Origin of the sequence: Streptomyces phaeolivaceus, from assembly GCF_009184865.1 — a bacterium.
GTDB lineage: Bacteria > Actinomycetota > Actinomycetes > Streptomycetales > Streptomycetaceae > Streptomyces > Streptomyces phaeolivaceus.
In genome coordinates this window covers 9,601,576-9,617,839 of the sequence record NZ_CP045096.1, presented here as the reverse complement: position 1 = coordinate 9,617,839, position 16,264 = coordinate 9,601,576, and the positions used below count along the sequence as shown (strand labels likewise).

General features: G+C 72.5%; 15 protein-coding genes. 8 read left to right on the top strand and 7 right to left on the bottom strand.

Annotated features, from left to right (window positions below):
• Positions 1-32 precede the first annotated feature (32 nt).
• Positions 33-1,256, top strand: coding sequence for a 4-hydroxybenzoate 3-monooxygenase (locus tag F9278_RS43755; protein ID WP_152173278.1), 1,224 nt, complete (start codon positions 33-35; stop codon positions 1,254-1,256).
• 22 nt (positions 1,257-1,278) lie between these two features.
• On the opposite strand, the gene F9278_RS43750 is transcribed toward F9278_RS43755, so the two are convergent.
• Entirely contained in the window at positions 1,279-4,500 is a 3,222-nt protein-coding gene (locus F9278_RS43750) for an amidohydrolase family protein (protein WP_152173277.1), read from the bottom strand.
• Between the two features lie 212 nt (positions 4,501-4,712).
• Positions 4,713-5,204, bottom strand: a complete 492-nt coding sequence (locus tag F9278_RS43745; protein WP_152173276.1) for a DUF6328 family protein — start codon at positions 5,202-5,204, stop codon at positions 4,713-4,715.
• A 147-nt stretch (positions 5,205-5,351) separates the two neighbouring features.
• Between F9278_RS43745 and F9278_RS43740 the strand changes: the two genes are divergently transcribed.
• Entirely contained in the window at positions 5,352-7,064 is a 1,713-nt protein-coding gene (locus F9278_RS43740) for a cholesterol oxidase substrate-binding domain-containing protein (RefSeq protein ID WP_152173275.1), read from the top strand.
• Between the two features lie 7 nt (positions 7,065-7,071).
• Here the strand turns inward: F9278_RS43740 and F9278_RS43735 are convergent, their stop codons facing one another.
• Together F9278_RS43735 and F9278_RS43730 are read right to left on the bottom strand one after the other, a co-directional pair.
• Complete coding sequence (locus F9278_RS43735) at positions 7,072-7,890, bottom strand: DUF1206 domain-containing protein (RefSeq protein ID WP_193241910.1); 819 nt, start codon at positions 7,888-7,890, stop codon at positions 7,072-7,074.
• A complete protein-coding gene (locus F9278_RS43730) occupies positions 7,890-8,276 on the bottom strand; it encodes a hypothetical protein (protein ID WP_152173274.1) in 387 nt (128 codons plus the stop codon). The genes F9278_RS43735 and F9278_RS43730 overlap by 1 nt, the downstream gene beginning before the upstream one ends.
• Before the next feature lie 155 nt (positions 8,277-8,431).
• Between F9278_RS43730 and F9278_RS43725 the strand changes: the two genes are divergently transcribed.
• The 5 genes from F9278_RS43725 to F9278_RS43705 all read left to right on the top strand — a co-directional run bounded on the left by F9278_RS43725 (position 8,432) and on the right by F9278_RS43705 (position 13,045).
• The gene (locus F9278_RS43725; RefSeq protein ID WP_193241909.1) at positions 8,432-9,355 is read left to right on the top strand and encodes a MurR/RpiR family transcriptional regulator; all 924 of its coding nucleotides are present in this window, start codon (positions 8,432-8,434) and stop codon (positions 9,353-9,355) included.
• 297 nt (positions 9,356-9,652) lie between these two features.
• Complete coding sequence (locus F9278_RS43720; protein WP_152173272.1) at positions 9,653-10,036, top strand: hypothetical protein; 384 nt, start codon at positions 9,653-9,655, stop codon at positions 10,034-10,036.
• Between the two features lie 105 nt (positions 10,037-10,141).
• Entirely contained in the window at positions 10,142-10,459 is a 318-nt protein-coding gene (locus tag F9278_RS43715; protein ID WP_152173271.1) for a YkvA family protein, read from the top strand.
• A 40-nt stretch (positions 10,460-10,499) separates the two neighbouring features.
• Positions 10,500-11,789, top strand: a complete 1,290-nt coding sequence (locus F9278_RS43710; protein ID WP_152173270.1) for a CAP domain-containing protein — start codon at positions 10,500-10,502, stop codon at positions 11,787-11,789.
• Positions 11,790-11,926: 137 nt separating this feature from the next.
• Positions 11,927-13,045 carry a serine hydrolase domain-containing protein gene (locus F9278_RS43705; RefSeq protein ID WP_193241908.1) on the top strand — a complete coding sequence of 373 codons (1,119 nt, stop codon included), beginning with the start codon at positions 11,927-11,929 and terminating at the stop codon, positions 13,043-13,045.
• Positions 13,046-13,189: 144 nt separating this feature from the next.
• On the opposite strand, the gene F9278_RS47870 is transcribed toward F9278_RS43705, so the two are convergent.
• Both F9278_RS47870 and F9278_RS47865 read right to left on the bottom strand, forming a co-directional pair.
• Positions 13,190-13,543, bottom strand: a complete 354-nt coding sequence (locus F9278_RS47870) for a hypothetical protein (RefSeq protein ID WP_226967196.1) — start codon at positions 13,541-13,543, stop codon at positions 13,190-13,192.
• Between the two features lie 50 nt (positions 13,544-13,593).
• On the bottom strand, positions 13,594-13,734 hold the full coding sequence (locus F9278_RS47865) for a hypothetical protein (protein WP_226967195.1): 141 nt from the start codon (positions 13,732-13,734) through the stop codon (positions 13,594-13,596).
• On the opposite strand from F9278_RS47865, the gene F9278_RS43695 reads away from it, so the two are divergent.
• Positions 13,733-14,440 carry a nucleoside/nucleotide kinase family protein gene (locus tag F9278_RS43695; RefSeq protein WP_152173269.1) on the top strand — a complete coding sequence of 236 codons (708 nt, stop codon included), beginning with the start codon at positions 13,733-13,735 and terminating at the stop codon, positions 14,438-14,440. The genes F9278_RS47865 and F9278_RS43695 overlap by 2 nt on opposite strands.
• Here the strand turns inward: F9278_RS43695 and F9278_RS43690 are convergent.
• Positions 14,426-16,261, bottom strand: a complete 1,836-nt coding sequence (locus F9278_RS43690) for a hypothetical protein (RefSeq protein WP_152173268.1) — start codon at positions 16,259-16,261, stop codon at positions 14,426-14,428. The genes F9278_RS43695 and F9278_RS43690 overlap by 15 nt on opposite strands.
• Positions 16,262-16,264: the final 3 nt, after the last annotated feature.

Below are 16,264 nucleotides of genomic sequence, written 5' to 3'. Positions count from 1 at the left end.
AACGCTCACCGGGCACCCGGCATAATGTTCGGGTGACCACCCCCACCTCCCCCTCGGGCTCCTCCCCGGCCGAGCGCACCCCCGTCGTCATCGTCGGCGCCGGGCCCGCCGGGCTCACCGTCGGCAACATCCTGCGGGCCGCTGCCGTGGACTGTGTGGTGCTGGAGACGGAGAGCCGGGACTTCATCGAGCGGCGGCCCCGGGCCGGGTTCCTGGAGGAGTGGGCAGTGCGCGCGCTGGAGCGGCGCGGGCTGGCCGACCGGCTGGTGGAACGGGCGCCGACACACACGGAGTTCGAGTTCCGTTTCGCCGGGGAACGGCAGCGGTTCCCGTACACGGAGCTGACCGGGCACCACCACTATGTGTATCCGCAGCCGCTGCTGGTCACGGATCTGGTCCACGAGTACGCGGACGTCCGGGGCGGTGACATCCGCTTCGGGGTGCGCGAGGTGGAGCTGCACGACATCGACGGTGAGCGGCCGTCCGTGTCGTACGTGGATCCGGCGACCGGTGAACGACGGCTGCTCCACTGCGAGTTCGTCGCCGGCTGCGACGGGGCGCGCGGTGTCACGCGGACCGCGCTGCCGCCGGAGCACGCCACGGTCGCCCGGCACGACCACGGGGTGGGCTGGCTGGCGCTGCTCGCCGAGGCACCGCCGTCCTCGGACTGCGTCATCCTCGGGGTGCATCCCCGGGGCTTCGCCGGGCACATGGCGCGCAGCCCCGAGGCCACCCGCTACTACCTGGAGGTCCCGGCCGGCGACGACCCGGCGAACTGGCCGGACGACCGGGTCTGGTCCGAGCTGCACACCCGCCTCGCGGTGCCCGGCACCCGGCCGCTCACCGAGGGCCCGCTCGTCGAGAAGCGGGTGCTCGACATGCACAACTACGTCACCGAGCCGATGGCGTACGGCCGGCTGTACCTGGCCGGTGACGCGGCCCACCTCGTCTCCCCCATAGCCGCGAAGGGCATGAACCTCGCGCTGCACGACTCCCTGCTGCTCGCGGACGCCCTGATCGCGTATCTCGGCAAGGGCGACGACAGTGGGCTGCGCGGCTACTCGGAGGCCTGTCTGCGCCGGGTCTGGCACTACCAGGAGTTCTCGCAGTGGCTGGCGGAGCTGCTGCACGGGCCGTCGTCCGGGAACCCGTTCCGCGCGGGCGCCGCCACCGCCCGGCTCCGCCGCCTCCTCGGCTCCCCCGTCGCCGCGTCGACGTTCGCGGAGCTGTTCATCGGCAAGGACACCGACCACTGACCGGGACGGCCGCCCGCCCCGGTCAGTGGCCGTCGTGGCAGCAGCCGTCCTGCCGCATCAGCCGTCCGATCTCCAGCCAGTCCTCCTCGGTCTCCGCCGCCTTGGCGCGGCGGGCGGCGGGCCGGTACGCGGCGACCAACTCCTCGGTGGTGTAAGGGGTTCCGCCGCGCAGCACCGACACCGTGCGGACGAGGTCGGTGAAGTCCGTGAAGGGGTCGCCGTCGACGACGGCCAGATCGGCGAGCTTGCCCGTCTCGACCGTGCCGAGGTCGTCGTCGAGTCCGAAGAGACGGGCCGGGAGGACGGTCGCGGTGCGGAGGGTCTCTGCGGGGGTGAGGCCGCCCTCGTGCAGGGCGCGCAGGGCGAGGTGGAGGAAGAGGCCGACGGGGCCGAGCGGCTGGTCGGTGCCGAGGGCGACGATGCCGCCGGCCGCGAGGATCCGCCGGTAGATGTCGGTCTCGGTGCGCAGCGCGGCGAGTTGGGCGGCCGTCGGCGGCACGCCCGCGCCCTGCCGGACGAGGGCGGCGTCCCACGGCGGCATCACGACAGTGACCCGGGGGTCGTCGGCGAGGGACGGATCGGCGCCCATGAGGGGCGCGGCCGTGAAGGGGGTGGCGATGAGGGAGAAGTCCACGCCCTGCTTGCCGTAGATCTCCACCACGTCCTTGTGGGCCCGTCCGCTCGCGGTGATCGCGTGGCCGAACTCGCCGCGCTGGGTGGCCTGCAGATGGGTTGTCAGATCCTGGCCGAGCTGGACGCCCGGGGAGAGCAGATGTCCGCCGGTGCGGGCGCCGAGGCGTTCGTGGGCGAAGCGGGCCGCCTCGCTCATCACCCAACCGGGCGCCCGGACATAGGTCTTGACGAAGTCCCAGTCGAGGGCCGCGCCGCGCTCCAGTGAGCGGAGCAGCCCCGCCATGGTCCGGTGGGCGCGTCCCATGCTGTACGCGACCCGTGCGCCGTCGAGGAGTTCGCCGGTGGTGAGCAGCCGGGGCCCGGCGAGCCGTCCGGCGTTGACCTCCTCGCGGATCCGGGCCTGTTCGTGGGCGAAGCCGCCGAGGGAGACGGCGGTGGTGACGCCGTAGGTGAGCTGGCCGGTGGCCTGGCGGCTGCCGTAGGTGCTCTGCCAGGGGTGGGTGTGGGTGTCCCAGAGGCCGGGGAGGACGGTGCGCGCGGAGGCGTCGACCCGGCGGAGGACGGCCCGGCGGGTGCCCCGGTGGGGTTCGACGGCGGTGATACGGCCGTCGCGTACGACGATGTCGACGTCGTCGCGGACCGTCTCGCCGGTGCCGTCCCACAGGCGTCCGGCGTGGACGACGGTGTCGGCGGGCGCGGTCCGGGTGCGGTCGAGCGGCACCCGGACGGTCCGGGCGTGGTCGCCGGAGACGTCGACCAGGCGCAGACGGGTGCCGGACTGGTAGAGCAGGGTCGTGGAGTCGCCGGACCAGGTGGGGTGGTCGGCGGCCTCGGTGGTGAGGGTGCGCAGTCTCCCGCTCGGGCTGCCGTCGGGGGCCACCGGCAGCAGACAGAGCGCGGACTCGACGATCACGGCCATCCAGCGGCCGTCGGGCGACCAGACGGGCCCGGAGTCGTACCGGTCGGCGATCGAGGTGTGGGGCGCGACCGCGTGCAGCCGGTCGGCGCCGGTCGTGGCGTCGACGACCCGGATCAGGTTGTAGCCCTCCCGGAAACGGGCCCCGAGACGGTTGCGATCGCACAGCGCGAGGTACCGGCCGTCGGGCGACCAGCTGGGCCTGCCGGGGATCCCGCCCCCGCCGAGGGCCGCCACGAGGACACGTTCCACGCCGCTCGCGAGATCGCGTACGACGAGTTGTCCGGCCATGTCGAGGCACGCGAGCCGTCGCCCGTCCGGGGACAGCGCGGGCATGACCCGGCCGCCGGTCGCGAGGGTGGTCTCCTCGCCGGTGGCCAGCTCGTGGCGGTACACGCCGAGGAGCCCGTCGCGGTCGTCGGCGTAGACGAGGGACCCTCCGTCCTGTGCCCAGGTGGGGGCGAGCAGCCACCGGGTGGGCGGCGACTGCCGGAGCCTCTTCGGTCGTCGCCCGCCCGAAGTACCGGCCAGCCAGAGCGAGTTGAGCGCGGCGAAGGCGATGCTGCGGCCGTCGGGGGAGAGCGCGGGCAGATGGATGCCCCGCACGGGCCGCACCCGCGCCTCCCCGAGGTCGTACTCCTTGACCCGGTAGCGCGGCCGGTCCACCGGGAGCACCCCCTCGAAGGGGATCGCCTCCGGCCGCGCGGGTTCCTCGGGGCGCAGGAGGGTGAACCGGCCGTCCAGCGTGACCAGCAGCTCGCCGTCGGCCGTCCAGCGGGGCGGTACGGGTGCGAGGTCGCCGTCGACCGGGACGCGCTGTCCGGCGACGACGAGGGTGCAGGAGCCGTTCGGGGAGGCGGTGGTGCGCAGATACGCGAGGCGGCCGTCGGGGGCGACGGCGGGGGTCATGACCTGCGCGGCGGCGGTCTCGGTGTGCTCGACGGTCACCGGCCCGCCGCCGTCGGCGGCCACTGCGGCGACCGTGCGGGACTCGACGGACGGGGTGGTGCCCGAGGTGACGACCCTGCCGCGGACGAACAGCAGCCGGGTGCCGTCGGGCGACCAGGTGGGGTCGAAGTCCTCCCACCCGCCGTCCTGGAGGGGCCCGTCCTGGCCGGGGAGGCCGGTGACGCGCCTGATGTCGCCGGTGCCGAGGTCCAGGACGTGGACGCGGTAGGGGCTGCCGCCCGAGGGTGCGTCCGGGTCGCCGCCGCGTTCGGAGCCGAAGGCGATGCGGGTGCCGTCGGGCGACCAGGCCGGTGCCCGGTCGTCCCAGGGGCCGTCGGTGCGCCGCGTCAGTTCGGAGCCGTCGGTGCGCATGGTCCACAGATGGAAGCCGCCGCCCCGGTAGGCGCAGAACGCGATGAGGGTGCCGTCCGGGGAGTGGGTGGGCCGGTTGGGTTCGAGGCCGGCCGGGGTGAGGGGGACCGCCTTGCCGCCGGTGCGCGGCAGGGACCACAGGCCGCTCTGGACCTCGGCGATCAGCGCGTCACCGGCGGGCGCGAGGGTCGCCGCGCCGTTGGTGACCCGGGTGAAGGTGAGGGAGAGTCCGGCGGCCGGGGTGCCGGATCCGGCCGCGGCGGGTGCGGCGGCGCCCGTGGTGCCGAGGACCGCGGCGGCCCCCGTGACCCCGGTGGCGGCGAGGAGTTGACGGCGGGTCAGGGGCGGAATGCGACGACTCTGATCACGGTCCATGACACCGACGCTCGCGCACCACCCGGCCCACGGGCAACACCGCCATTCACGCCAACGGAGGACATCACCCTGGGGTGTGACGGCGGTCGGCTTCATTCACCGGCGGACGGCCGCATCCGCCGTCGCGCGCTGTCAGTCATCGGCGCACACCGTCGGTCATCCGCGCGCGCTGTCAGTCATCGGCGCACACCGTCGGTCATCCGCGCGCGCTGTCAGTCATCGGCGTGACGGCGGCGGATCCACGTCGGGAGGACCACCCAGCACAGCAGGTACCAGAGGACCACGCAGCCCACGAGCCAGGGCACGTACCCGTCGTGGGTGGCCACGCGCAGGACCAGCAGCAGCGCCGCCGTCATCGTGGCGAGGAGCAGGATCAGGCCGATCACGGTGAGGCGGCTCGCCCACTGCACGGCGGCCGGTTTGATGCGGCGTCCGGCGACGATCCGGTGGAAGGAGACGGGGCCGATCAGGGCGCCGGTGGCGGCGGCGCCGAGGACGACGGTGACGATGTAGATGGTCTTCTCGGTCTGCGGCAGCCCCTCGTAGCGCGAGGTGAAGACGACGGTGAGCAGAAAGCCGAAGAGGATCTGCACCCCGGTCTGGGCGACCCGCACCTCCTGGATGAGTTCGCTCCAGCGCCGGTCGGCCCGCTCGTCCTCGGTCTCGTCGCGGCCTCGGTCCTGGTTGCCGTGTGCCTGGGTCACGGGTCCTCCCGATCGGGTCGATGTCCCACTCCCTGGATGGTGCCGTGTACCCGGCACACAAGCTTTCCCCCATGCCTCTTCACTCACACGGATGAATCCGGTTGGCGCATCGTTCACTTGTGTCAATCTCCGGCCTAGCGTGATGCGGTGACCGACTCCTCAGAAACGTCCCGCCGGGGGTTCCTCCTAGGCACCGCCGCGCTCGCCCTCACCCCGCAGTTCGTCCGCCAGGACCCGGCGGTCGCCGCGGCCGAACTCCCCGGCTTCCCGGCGGATGTCGAGCTGTACCGGTCGGCGTACCGGAACTGGGGCGGGGAGATCACCGCCTCCGCGCTGTGGGCGTGCGCACCGGCCGACCCGGACCAGGTGGTCGCGGTGGTCAACTGGGCCCGGCGGCAGGGCTGGACGGTCCGGCCACGCGGCTTCTCGCACGGCTGGTCACCCCTGACCGTCACCGCCGGCACCGACTCCGGCGCGCCGGTGCTGCTCGTGGACACGACCACCCATCTCACCGCCATGACGCTGGAGTCCACCGGCCCGGCCGCCGTCCGCGTGGGCTCCGGCGCCTCCCTGGAGGAGCTGCTGACCTTCCTGGAGGGCCATGGCCTCGGGGTGACGGCCTGTCCGGCGCCCGGGGACCTCTCGATCGGCGGCGCCCTCGCCGTCGACGCCCACGGCACGGCCGTACCGGCGGCCGGGGAGACCCGCCCGCCCGGTCATACGTACGGCTCGCTCAGCAATCTCGTGCTGTCGCTGACGGCGGTGGTGTGGGACGCCGACAGCGGCGCTTACGTGCTGCGGACGTTCACCCGCGAGGACGCGGACGGGGCGGCGCTGCTCACCCATGTCGGGCGCGCGCTGGTCACCGAGTTCGTGCTGCGGGTGGGGGCGAACAGCAATCTGCGGTGTCTGAGCCGGACCGACATCCCCGCCGGGGAGCTGTTCGCCGCTCCCGGAAGCGGTGGGCGCACCTTCGCGGGCTTCCTGGACGAGGCGGGGCGGCTGGAGGCGATCTGGTTCGCGTTCACCGAGTTCCCCTGGTTCAAGGTGTGGAGCGTCCGGCCGACCCGCCCGCTGACCTCCCGGCGGGTGACCTCGCCGTACAACTACCCCTTCTCGGACAATGTGCCGACCGTCGTCGCCGACCTCGTGGGGCGGATGGTGTCCGACGCCGCCTGGTATCTGGCGCCGGTGCTGGGCAACGCGCAGCTGACCGCGGCCTCGTTGGGGCTGACGACCACGTTGTCGGCGGACATCTGGGGGCCGTCGAAGAACACGCTCCTGTATCTGAGGCCGACGACGCTGCGGGTGACGGCGAACGGGTACGCGGTGCTCACCTCACGGGACCAGGTGCAGCGCGTGGTCTCGGAGTTCGCGGCGTTCTACCGCGAGCGGCTCACCGCGTACGCGGCCCAGGGGCGCTTTCCCGTCAACGGCTCGGTGGAGATCCGGGTGACCGGCCTCGACGACCCGGCGGACATCGGGGTGGCGGGCGCCCGCGCCCCGCTGCTGTCGGCGCTGCGCCCGCGCGCCGACCGGCCCGAGTGGGACACGGCCGTGTGGCTGGACGTGCTGACGCTGCCGGGGACCCCGGACGCCGAGGCGTTCTTCCGGGAGCTGGAGCGGTTCCTGCTCACCACGTACGACGGCGGCCACGCCCTCACCCGGGTCGAATGGTCCAAGGGCTGGGGCTACACGGACGAGGCCGCCTGGAGCGACGAGGAGGTGCTCACCACCGTCGTACCGGAGTCCTTCGACGACGGTACGGGGCCCGGCTGGGACGACACCATGGAGATCCTGGACCGGCTCGATCCGCACCGGGTGTACGGCAACAGCTTCCTCGACCGACTGTTCCCTTGAGCGAACCTCAGACGCGGCGCCAGCGCGCCATGGCGAAGGAGAACACCCCGAACAGCATCAGCCCGGCCGCGACACAGGCCAGCAGCGCCGGGCCCACCGGGGAGTCGGCGAAGGAACGCAGGGTGTCGTCGATCCCCTTGGCCTCGTCCGGTTCGTACGCGATCGCGGCGCGGACGGCGAAGAATCCGGCCGCGGCGAACACCAGGCCGCGCGCGATCCCGCCGACCACCCCGGTCACATCGACGGCCCGGCGGGTCCGCCGTGACATCTCACCGAGCCGCAGATGCTTGTGGTACGAGCGCATCGCGGCCCGTACGCCGATCCAGCCGCCCGCGGCGATCACACCGAGGCCCGCCGCGCCCACCAGCCACTGGCCGCCGGGGAGTTCGAGCGCCCGTGCCGTCACATCCCGGGACCGCTCGTCGCTGGAGCCGCCGCCGCTCGACTCGCCCGCCGCGAAGGCCAGCACCGAGAAGGCGACGAAGGTGTAGAAGGCGCAGCGCGCGGCGGACGCGAGGCGCTTGGTCCACTTGCGGCCGTCGGGGCCCGCCGCGCCGAACACGGCCTCGGACAGCCGCCACAGCGCCATGCCCACCAGGCCGACGCCCAGGGCCCACAGCATCACCGAGCCCAGCGGCTTCTCGGCGATCTCCTCCAGCGCGCCCTGCCGGTCCGCCTGCTCGGCGCTCCCGCCGAAGGCGATCTGCAGGGCCAGCGCCCCGACCAGCAGATAGATGACACCGCGTGCGGTCAGCCCGGCGCGGGCCGCGCCTTCCGTCACCGAACCCCGCGCGGCATGGCCGCGCCCCACCCCCAGAGTCGTCATCAGCCGCGTCCCTCCCGCCCCTCGACCCGCAGCTGGAGCTGGACTTCCTGATCACCGGCGTCCACACCCACCTGACGCACGGCGTACGCCTCCTCCAGGGCCTCCCGCAACAGCCGTACGGCGGGCGGACTGCCCTGCACGTCGACCGTGACGGGCGCGGACAGCGGTTCGGGGCGGTCACCGGCCCCGGTGGGGACGACGGCCGTGTCGTACATGCCGGTCCACATCGTCGGCCGGCCGGTGCCGGTCTCGTGCGGAGGGTCGTCGGCGCGCCGGTCCGACTCGAAGTGGGCGCGCAGACAGGCGAAGACACGTTCGGCGTCCTGGGCCGAGCAGTCACAGACCACGACCTCGACCTGGGACACGGGCAGACTGGGCAGGGTCACGGGCCTTCTCCCTCGCGTGGACGACAGGGTGCGGGTACCCCGGGTACCCCCATGGTGTGCCCGAAACGGGGTTCCCGCAGGTCGCGCGATCCGCCGGGGGCCGCACGGGCCGTGGGCTATGTTGAGTGGTCGTGGGAGACGAAGGAGGCGCGCGGGTGCCATCGCCGCAGCAGGCACGTGCGCAGGCATCAGCGATCACGTCCGGGCGGACCGCGCCGGACACCGAGCAGTCGCCCACGTCCCGGCTCAGGGAACTGTTCGACGGCCCCCGGCTCTCCCCCGGGCAGCGGCGGATCGCCCAGTATCTGATCGAGCACATCACCGAGGCCGCGTTCCTGTCCATCACGGATCTCGCGGAGCGGGTCGGCGTGAGCCAGCCCTCGGTGACCCGGTTCGCCGCCGCCGTCGGCTTCAGCGGCTATCCCGCGCTGCGCGAGCGGCTCCAGTCCATCGCGCTCGCCACCCTCGGCAGCGCCCCGGGCATCTCGGCCGCGGACCGCAGCAACGAACTCCAGGCCGCCGTGGACGCCGAGATCGAGAACCTGGAGAACCTGCGGCGCGACTTCGCCGACCCCGACCAGGTGATCGAGGTCGGCCGCGCCCTGTCCCGCTCGGCCCCGCTGACCGTCCTCGGCCTGAGGATCTCCGGCGCGCTCGCCGAGTACTTCGCGTACGCCGCCCGCCGTATCCACCCCGACGTCCGGCTGGTGACCAAGGGCGGCACGGTCGCCTACGACGCGCTGCTGCAGTCCCGGGAGGCGGGCGGCACCTGGGTGCTGGCGTTCTCCATGCCCCGGCACGCGCAGGAGACGCTGACCGCGCTCCGGGTCGCCCACGGTGCCGGGCTGAAGGTCGCCCTGGTCACCGACCTCGCGCTCGGGCCGCTCGCGGACGAGGCGGACGCCGTCTTCGCCACCGGCACCGGGTCCCGCCTGGTCTTCGACTCCTACGCCGCCCCCGTGATGATGTCCTCGGCCCTGCTGCAGGCCATGACGGACGCCGACCCCGAGCGCACCCAGGCCCGTCTTGAGGCGTACGAGCAGGTCTCGGAGCAGCATCAGTTCTTCCTGAGGGACTGACCGGTTCTTCCGGAGGGAGTGATCCCGTTCGCCCCGTCTGGTCAGGACAGCAGCGGATTATTCACACCTTTCCCGGCATGAATTTTTCCATGTCCTTGCAAACTCATCGGTATATATAAATACTTCTCGCGGATCGTGACCCGGTGGGACTCCGGGTCACGATGTCCACCCGGGTCCGTCCGCTCCTACCCGCCACGGCGCCCCGGGTGAGGCGGCCCCGGCCATCCCCTATGCCGGGGCCGCCCTGACTCCACCCGCTGCACCCAATGGCGTCGATGCAAGACCGGAGCGTTGAACATGGCCCTCACCTCCTCGCCCCTCCGCACGGACTGGCCGTGTCAGGTCAAGACACCCGGCAGTTACGACTGGGAGCGGTCCGCGGCCAAATGGCTGCGCGAGCTGGTACCGGCCCGTTACGGCACCTATCCGGCGATGATGCGCCACCCCGTGCTGCTCGCCCGGCACGCGCAGATCCAGGTCCAGCACGAGATCCGGGTCGCCCGCACCGCCCTGCAGACCGCCCGCTCCGAGCTGCCCAGCCTCGGCATGTCCGAGTCGGTCATCGAGCACACCATCAAGATGTACGCCGCCGAGGTCATGCAGCTGAACCATATGGCCCGCTCGATCCGGGCCGTCAGCCAGGCCCTCGTCGACCACAATCTGGCCCGCGCCTCGCACTGACCCCTGCCCGCCCCCGCGCGCCGCGGTACAGGGCGCCCGCGGAGGGAAGACGATGGACAGGGACCAGCCGGGCACACCGCCCGGCACGATCGAGGGGCGGAACCGATGGACTGGACCTGGGGTGTGATCCTCGCGATCGCGTTGATCGCGGCGGCCGTCCTCGCAGTGGCGGTCCGGCTGCTCCTGCGACTCGTCCGCACCCGGCGCGAACTGAACCGGGCCGGACTGCCCACCGGCCCCAAGTGGGTCTTCTGGGGTGCCGTCCTCTATCTCGTCCTCCCGACCGACCTGGTGCCGGACCCGGTCTACCTGGACGACATCGGCGTCCTCCTCCTCGCCCTGAAGACGATGCGCTCCGGCCGCCAGGACGCCCTGGCCGCCACCGAGCGGCAGGAGGGCACGGGAACCGCCCTGCGGGGGTGAGACGTTGTCGGGCTGACGGTCACTGCGACGGACGGCACCGATGAACGAGCTGGTACCAGGGGGCAACACCCCACTGCCGGACGGCACCCTGACATTCAGGGTGCCGGGCCCCTTCGACGTCTCCGCCCTCGTCACCGACGACACCGGCAGGGTCCGCGGCGACGCGGACTTCGTGTTCTACAACCAGCCGACGGCCCCGGGCACCCGCCTGGCCGGCGACACCCTGACGGTGACCCCGGCCGCCCTCCGCCCCGGCGCCACCCGTCTCACCCTCGCGATCAGCCCGGCCGCCCCCGACACACCGTTGGGCCACCTGCCAGCCCCGACCCTGCTCGTCACGGCACCCGACGGCCGCACGATCACCCGTTTCACCCCACCGGGACCCCGGCGCGAGACCGTACTGCTCTTGGCGGAGCTGTACCGCAAGGGCCCCGGCTGGAAGCTACGGGCACTGGGGCAGGGGTACGCGGACGGCCTGGCGGGCGTCGCACGGGACTTCGGCGTGGAGGTGCTGGAGGAAGCAAGGCCCACACCGGCGCGCGCCATACCCACAACCCCAAACGGCTACTTGAGCTTGGTCAACTCCGCCCGAACCGCCGCCGGCTCCCCACCCGTGACCCTCAACGCGCAGCTCACCACAGCCGCCCAGGCCCACGCCACCGCGATGGCCGCCCAAGGCCGGCTCGCCGCCGAAGGCAACGGCGGTCTCTCCGTCTACCAGCGCGTCACCACCACCGGCTACGCCTACCTCACCATCGGCGAACATCTGGTCTCCGGCCCCCGCACGCCCGCCGACTTCGTGGACTACTGCCGCTCCGACCAGCAGGCCGCCCGTACCCTCCGTGGACCCGCCTGGAGCGAGACGGGCCTCGGCCACGCCACCGACCCCCGCTCGGGCACCGTCTTCTGGACGGCACTGTGGGCGCGCCCCTTCTCCCCGGCCGGCCTCCACCGGACCGCCACCGAGGTCATCACCCTCACCAACACCGAACGGACCAGGGCCGGTCTCCCCCCGCTCGACCCCGACCCCCTCCTCACCGCCGCCGCCCAGGCGCACAGCGCCGACATGGTGGCGCGGGCCTTCTACGCGCACACCTCCCCCGACGGCGGCGAACCCTGGCACCGCGCGGCGGCGGCCGGCTCCACCCGCGGGTCGGTCGGGGAGAACATCGCGTGCGGCCAGCGTTCCGCCGCCGAGGTGGTGCTCGGCTGGATGAACAGCCCCGGGCACCGGGCGAACATCCTCAAACCCGGCTTCACCCATATAGGTATCGGCTTCGTCGGAGGCGGCGCGGCCGGCACGTACTGGACCCAGCTCTTCGGCGGCTGAAACCGACCCACCGGAACTGTCCCTCTTTCGTGGGGCTCAACTCGCCCCCACACCTGGCTACTTGACTCTCCGTGACCACTCGACTCCAATGCACCTGTCGACGACGGCAGGCACTGGGAGACGAACGGATGGTTCAGATGGTTTCGAGAACGGTGGGCACGGGTGTGGTGGCGACGCTGGGCGCGGTCGTGCTGTCCCTTCTGACGGTCCCCGCCCACGCGGCCCCGGCCGCGGGTCCCGATACGACCGAGCTGCGAAAAGTACTGCGCACGGCGCTGTCGCAGGGGGCGCCGGGCGCGTTCGCGAGGATCGACGACAACGGCAAGGTGCACCATCTGGCGGAGGGGGTCGCCGACCGGTCCACCAAGCGGGCCCTCGGCACCGGGGACCGCATCCGCGTCGGCAGCGTCACCAAGACGTTCACGGCGGTGGTCCTGCTGCAACTGGTCGACGAGGGCAAGATCAAGCTCGACACCTCGGTCAACACATATCTGCCGGGCCTGTTGCCCGACAAGAAGATCACCGTGCGCCATGTGCTGAGTCACCGCAGCGGGTTGTACGACTACGCCAACACGCTTTTCTCCCCCAGCGTTTCGGGGTTCGAGAAGGTGCGCAACAAGGTCTACACCTACCGCCAGCTGATGGACCTGTCGCTCGCCAAGCCCCTCACCAACAAGCCGGGCGCGTCCTACGCGTACTCGAACGCCAACTTCGTGGTCGCGGGCATGCTGATCGAGAAGCTCACCAAGAAGTCGGTGGCGGTCGCGTACCAGGACCGGATCATCAAGCCGCTGAAGCTGGCCGACACGTTCTACGTCCACCCGAAGAACACGATCCCCGGCAAGTTCTCCCGTGGTTACATGACCGCCGACTCCACCGGGAAGAAGATCGACTCGACGCAGCAGACGACCTCGTGGGCACAGAGCGCGGGCGCCCTGGTGTCCAGCGCCAAGGACCTCAACAAGTTCATGTCCGCGCTGGTGCGGGGGAAGCTGACCTCGGCCGCCCAGCTGAAGGAGATGCTGAAGTGGACGCCGGTGAACAGCACCCAGGCGTACGGGCTGGGGCTGCGCCGGCGTGATCTGTCGTGCGGGGCCTCGGTGTACGGGCACACGGGGACCGTCCAGGGCTACTACACCTGGGCGTTCACCTCGAAGACCGGCAAGCGCAGTGTGACGTCGTTCGCGAACACCTCCAACAACGGCACGGTGTACGCGACCGTGAACCGCTCGCTGGAGGCCACGTTCTGCGGCTGACGGACCCGACTGCCCCGGTCAGCGGCGGCTGACGCTGCCGCCGCCGTGGGCGCGGCCCAGGGTGTGCGGGTGTTCCAGGGCGTCGAGGACTACGGTCCGGTCGTACCAGGCCGGCCAACTCACCCGTCTCGGCGCCCGCCACGGTCAACGCCTTGAGCTGGGCGGGGGCGAGCCCTCGCGGCGGACGGTCGAAGTGGGCGGAGACCCGAGCGGGCGTCCTCGGTGAACACCGGGTCCGTGGCCACGTCCTGGACGGTGACCTGGGCGACCCTCCCACGCTGCCTTGGCGCGGGAGGTGCCCTCGTCGCCGACGTGCGCGAAGAAGTCCACGAAGTCCGCCGGGTGTCCCGTGGGGCGTTCGATGCGCAGTCCGCCCTCGGCCCGGTCGGCGATCTGGGCGTTGCCCATGCCGGTGCCGATGACGGCGAGGGTCTGGCTGAGGACGGCGGCCAGGACCTCGCTCCGGTTGCCGCGGCCGTCCGGGCGCGGCGCGCTCACCGCCGCCTCGGCCAGGGTGCGCGGTTTGACGTTGCCCTGGGCCTGGGCGATCAGCGGCGGCCCTCCCCACGGGTGCGCAACTGCCGCACCTCGGCGCGCAGCCGGGCGAGTTCCGCGCCTATCGCCTCGTCAGGAGTCGTCCGCCCGGTCTCGGCCCGTGTACGCCGGATGGGGGCTACCGTCGTCCGCATGCCCCTGACCTTCGACGATCTGCTGCATCGGGCCGCCGCCCTGGTCCGTCCCGGCCGCCGGGCCCTCCTCGGTATCTCCGGTGGCCCCGGCGCGGGGAAGACCACCCTGGCCGAGGGGCTGACCCGGGCGCTCAACGGCGACGGCGAGCCGTGGGTCGCCCATGTCCCCATGGACGGCTTCCATCTCGCCGACGTCGAACTCGACCGCCTCGGGCGCCGGGACCGGAAGGGCGCGCCGGACACGTTCGACGCGGCGGGCTACGCGGCCCTGCTGGAGCGGTTGCGCGGCGACGAGGAGGACATCGTGTACGCGCCGGGCTTCGAACGGGTGCTGGAGCAGCCCGTCGCGGGGACGATCCCGGTGCCGCCCGCCGCCCGGCTGGTCGTCACCGAGGGGAACTATCTGCTGGTGGACGAGGGGCCTTGGCGGCGGGTGCGGGACCGCCTCGACGAGGTGTGGTTCTGCGATCTCGACGAGGCGGTGCGTGTGCGGCGGCTGGTCGCGCGGCACGAGGAGTTCGGGAAGGGCCATGACGAGGCGGTCGCCTGGGTGCGGGGTACGGATCAGCGCAACGCGGTGTTGGTGGCGAGGACTCGGGGCTTCGCGGATCTGGTGGTGCCGCCCGGGGCGATGCCGCGGCCGTCGGCACGGCCGGGGCGACGGCACGGCGGCGGCGCGGCTGCCCGCGGGCTACGACAGTCGTAGGGTCAGTGTCGGTTCGCCGTGTGCGTCGCCCGCCGGGCCGCCCAGTACCGCGGTGAAGGCCTCTGTGCGGATTCTCAGGCCCTCGGCGACGTGGTCGAAAGTGGGGTCGAAGATCTCGCCGGAGCCGCCGTAGCGGACGGCGAAGACATCGAGGTCGTCCGGGGCGTTCGGGGCGGGCGTCGCCTCGATGGCCGTGGAGGCGACCAGGTGGGACCAGCCCTCGTCGGGGTCGCCGTAGCCGCGGGGGTCGGCGGCGAGGGCGAAGGCGGCGAGTTCCTGGGTGGTGTCGGCGCGGGCGTCGAAGAACTCCGGGCCCTCGGCGGACGGGTGGGTCAGCCACAGATCGCCCGCGGAGGCCACCTCGGCGTCCGCGATCCGGCGCAGCCGGTCCCCGTCGTCCGCCAGGTACGGCAGTCCGGCGAGGAGGTACGGCTCGCCCGGCAGGCGTTCGACGGCGACCGTGGTCCACAGGCGGGTGCCGTCGGTGACGTACAGGGACCGGACGTGTCGCAGGACGTGGTCGCGGGTGACGACCGGCTTGGTGACCAGCTTGGCGGTGAGGCCTTCGGCGCGGACGTCCCGGACGCGGGTCTCGCCCATGGGGCGGCAGAGCAGGAAGCCGTCGACGACCGGGCCGAAGCCGTGCTGGCGGTTGACGGCGGCCGGCAGGAAGTACGTGCCGTCGGCCTCGACGAGGGACGGGGTCATCTTCGCGTCGAAGGCGACCGAGACCCCGCCGGAGCGCAGCTGGTGCCGGACGGGTTCCGTGGACGGGGTGCGGTGCCAGGGTGTGGTGTCCTGGATCTGCCAGACCAGCATCCACGCGAAGTGTCCGTCGACCCCGCCGTCCGCCTTGATCGCGTGCCGGCCCCAGCGGGTGTCGCCCCGGTAGCGGCCGAGGTCGGCGCCGATCCGGGCACCGAAGTAGCGCAGTCCGAGGACGGATTCGAAGCCGGAGTGCTGTTCGCTGTAGCGGGGGCCGCCGCAGTCGAAGCCGCCGGTGGTGAGGCGGGCGTCCAGGTAGCGGGCGACCGCCTCCCCGTCCTCCGCGAAGATCTCCTCGCCGCTGACCAGATGGGCCTGGGCCAGGAAGGACAGGGAGATCGGGCCGTAGTTGTTGTCCCACGCGCCGCCGTGCTCCGGCGGGAGGAGAGCGCCCCGGTCGCGTACCCGGTGGGCGCGGATCTCCTCGGTGTAGAGGGCGATCGCGCGGGCGCGGACCTTCTCGCCCTCCTCCGGCGGGAGATGGCGGGCCAGCATCAGACCGCCGACCACACAGCCGATGGCCTGGTTGCCTGCCTCCTGCGGGTTGAAGAAGGCCGCCTCGGTCAGCCAGCTCCAGTAGCCGCGCGCCATGTCCCTCACGGCGGCGGTCCGTTCCTCGTCGAGGAGGCCGTCCGCGAGGTCGAGGAGGTTCACCGCCTGGAGCAGCGCCCACACCGTGCTCGGCCAGTCGCCGATGGGGTGGGCGCCGGGGGCCAGGGTGTAACGGGCGTACGGGAAACCCGAGTCGCGGACGCGGAGGTTCGGGTAGCCGGGGTTGTCGTCCGTGTAGACGCGCTCCCGGAGGTGGAAGCCGGTGCTGCGGCGGACGGCCTCCGGCAGGCGGGGGTCCTTGGTGCGCTGCCAGGCGAGGGCCAGCAGCGAGGTGACGCCGAGGGAGGTGTCGCCGATGTCGTCGACGCAGTCGGGGTGTTCGAGGCCGCCCTCGGGCGTGAGGCGCGCGAGGGCCTGCTCGGTGACATCGGCGAGCACGGCGTCGTACGCCTCAGGAGTGTCCGGCAGGTCGTGCAGCGAACCGAGCTGGCGTGGGAGGTGCACGGG

What these genes read in the sequence shown, in the direction of transcription:
- F9278_RS43750 (WP_152173277.1), bottom strand. Translation starts at nt 4,500, where the DNA reads ATGGACCGTGATCAGAGTCGTCGCATTCCGCCCCTGACCCGCCGTCAA.
- F9278_RS43735 (WP_193241910.1), bottom strand. Translation starts at nt 7,890, where the DNA reads ATGACGACTCTGGGGGTGGGGCGCGGCCATGCCGCGCGGGGTTCGGTG.
- F9278_RS43720 (WP_152173272.1), top strand. Translation starts at nt 9,653, where the DNA reads ATGGCCCTCACCTCCTCGCCCCTCCGCACGGACTGGCCGTGTCAGGTC.
- F9278_RS43715 (WP_152173271.1), top strand. Translation starts at nt 10,142, where the DNA reads ATGGACTGGACCTGGGGTGTGATCCTCGCGATCGCGTTGATCGCGGCG.
- F9278_RS43710 (WP_152173270.1), top strand. Translation starts at nt 10,500, where the DNA reads ATGAACGAGCTGGTACCAGGGGGCAACACCCCACTGCCGGACGGCACC.
- F9278_RS43705 (WP_193241908.1), top strand. Translation starts at nt 11,927, where the DNA reads ATGGTTTCGAGAACGGTGGGCACGGGTGTGGTGGCGACGCTGGGCGCG.
- F9278_RS43695 (WP_152173269.1), top strand. Translation starts at nt 13,733, where the DNA reads ATGCCCCTGACCTTCGACGATCTGCTGCATCGGGCCGCCGCCCTGGTC.
- F9278_RS47865 (WP_226967195.1), bottom strand. Translation starts at nt 13,734, where the DNA reads ATGCGGACGACGGTAGCCCCCATCCGGCGTACACGGGCCGAGACCGGG.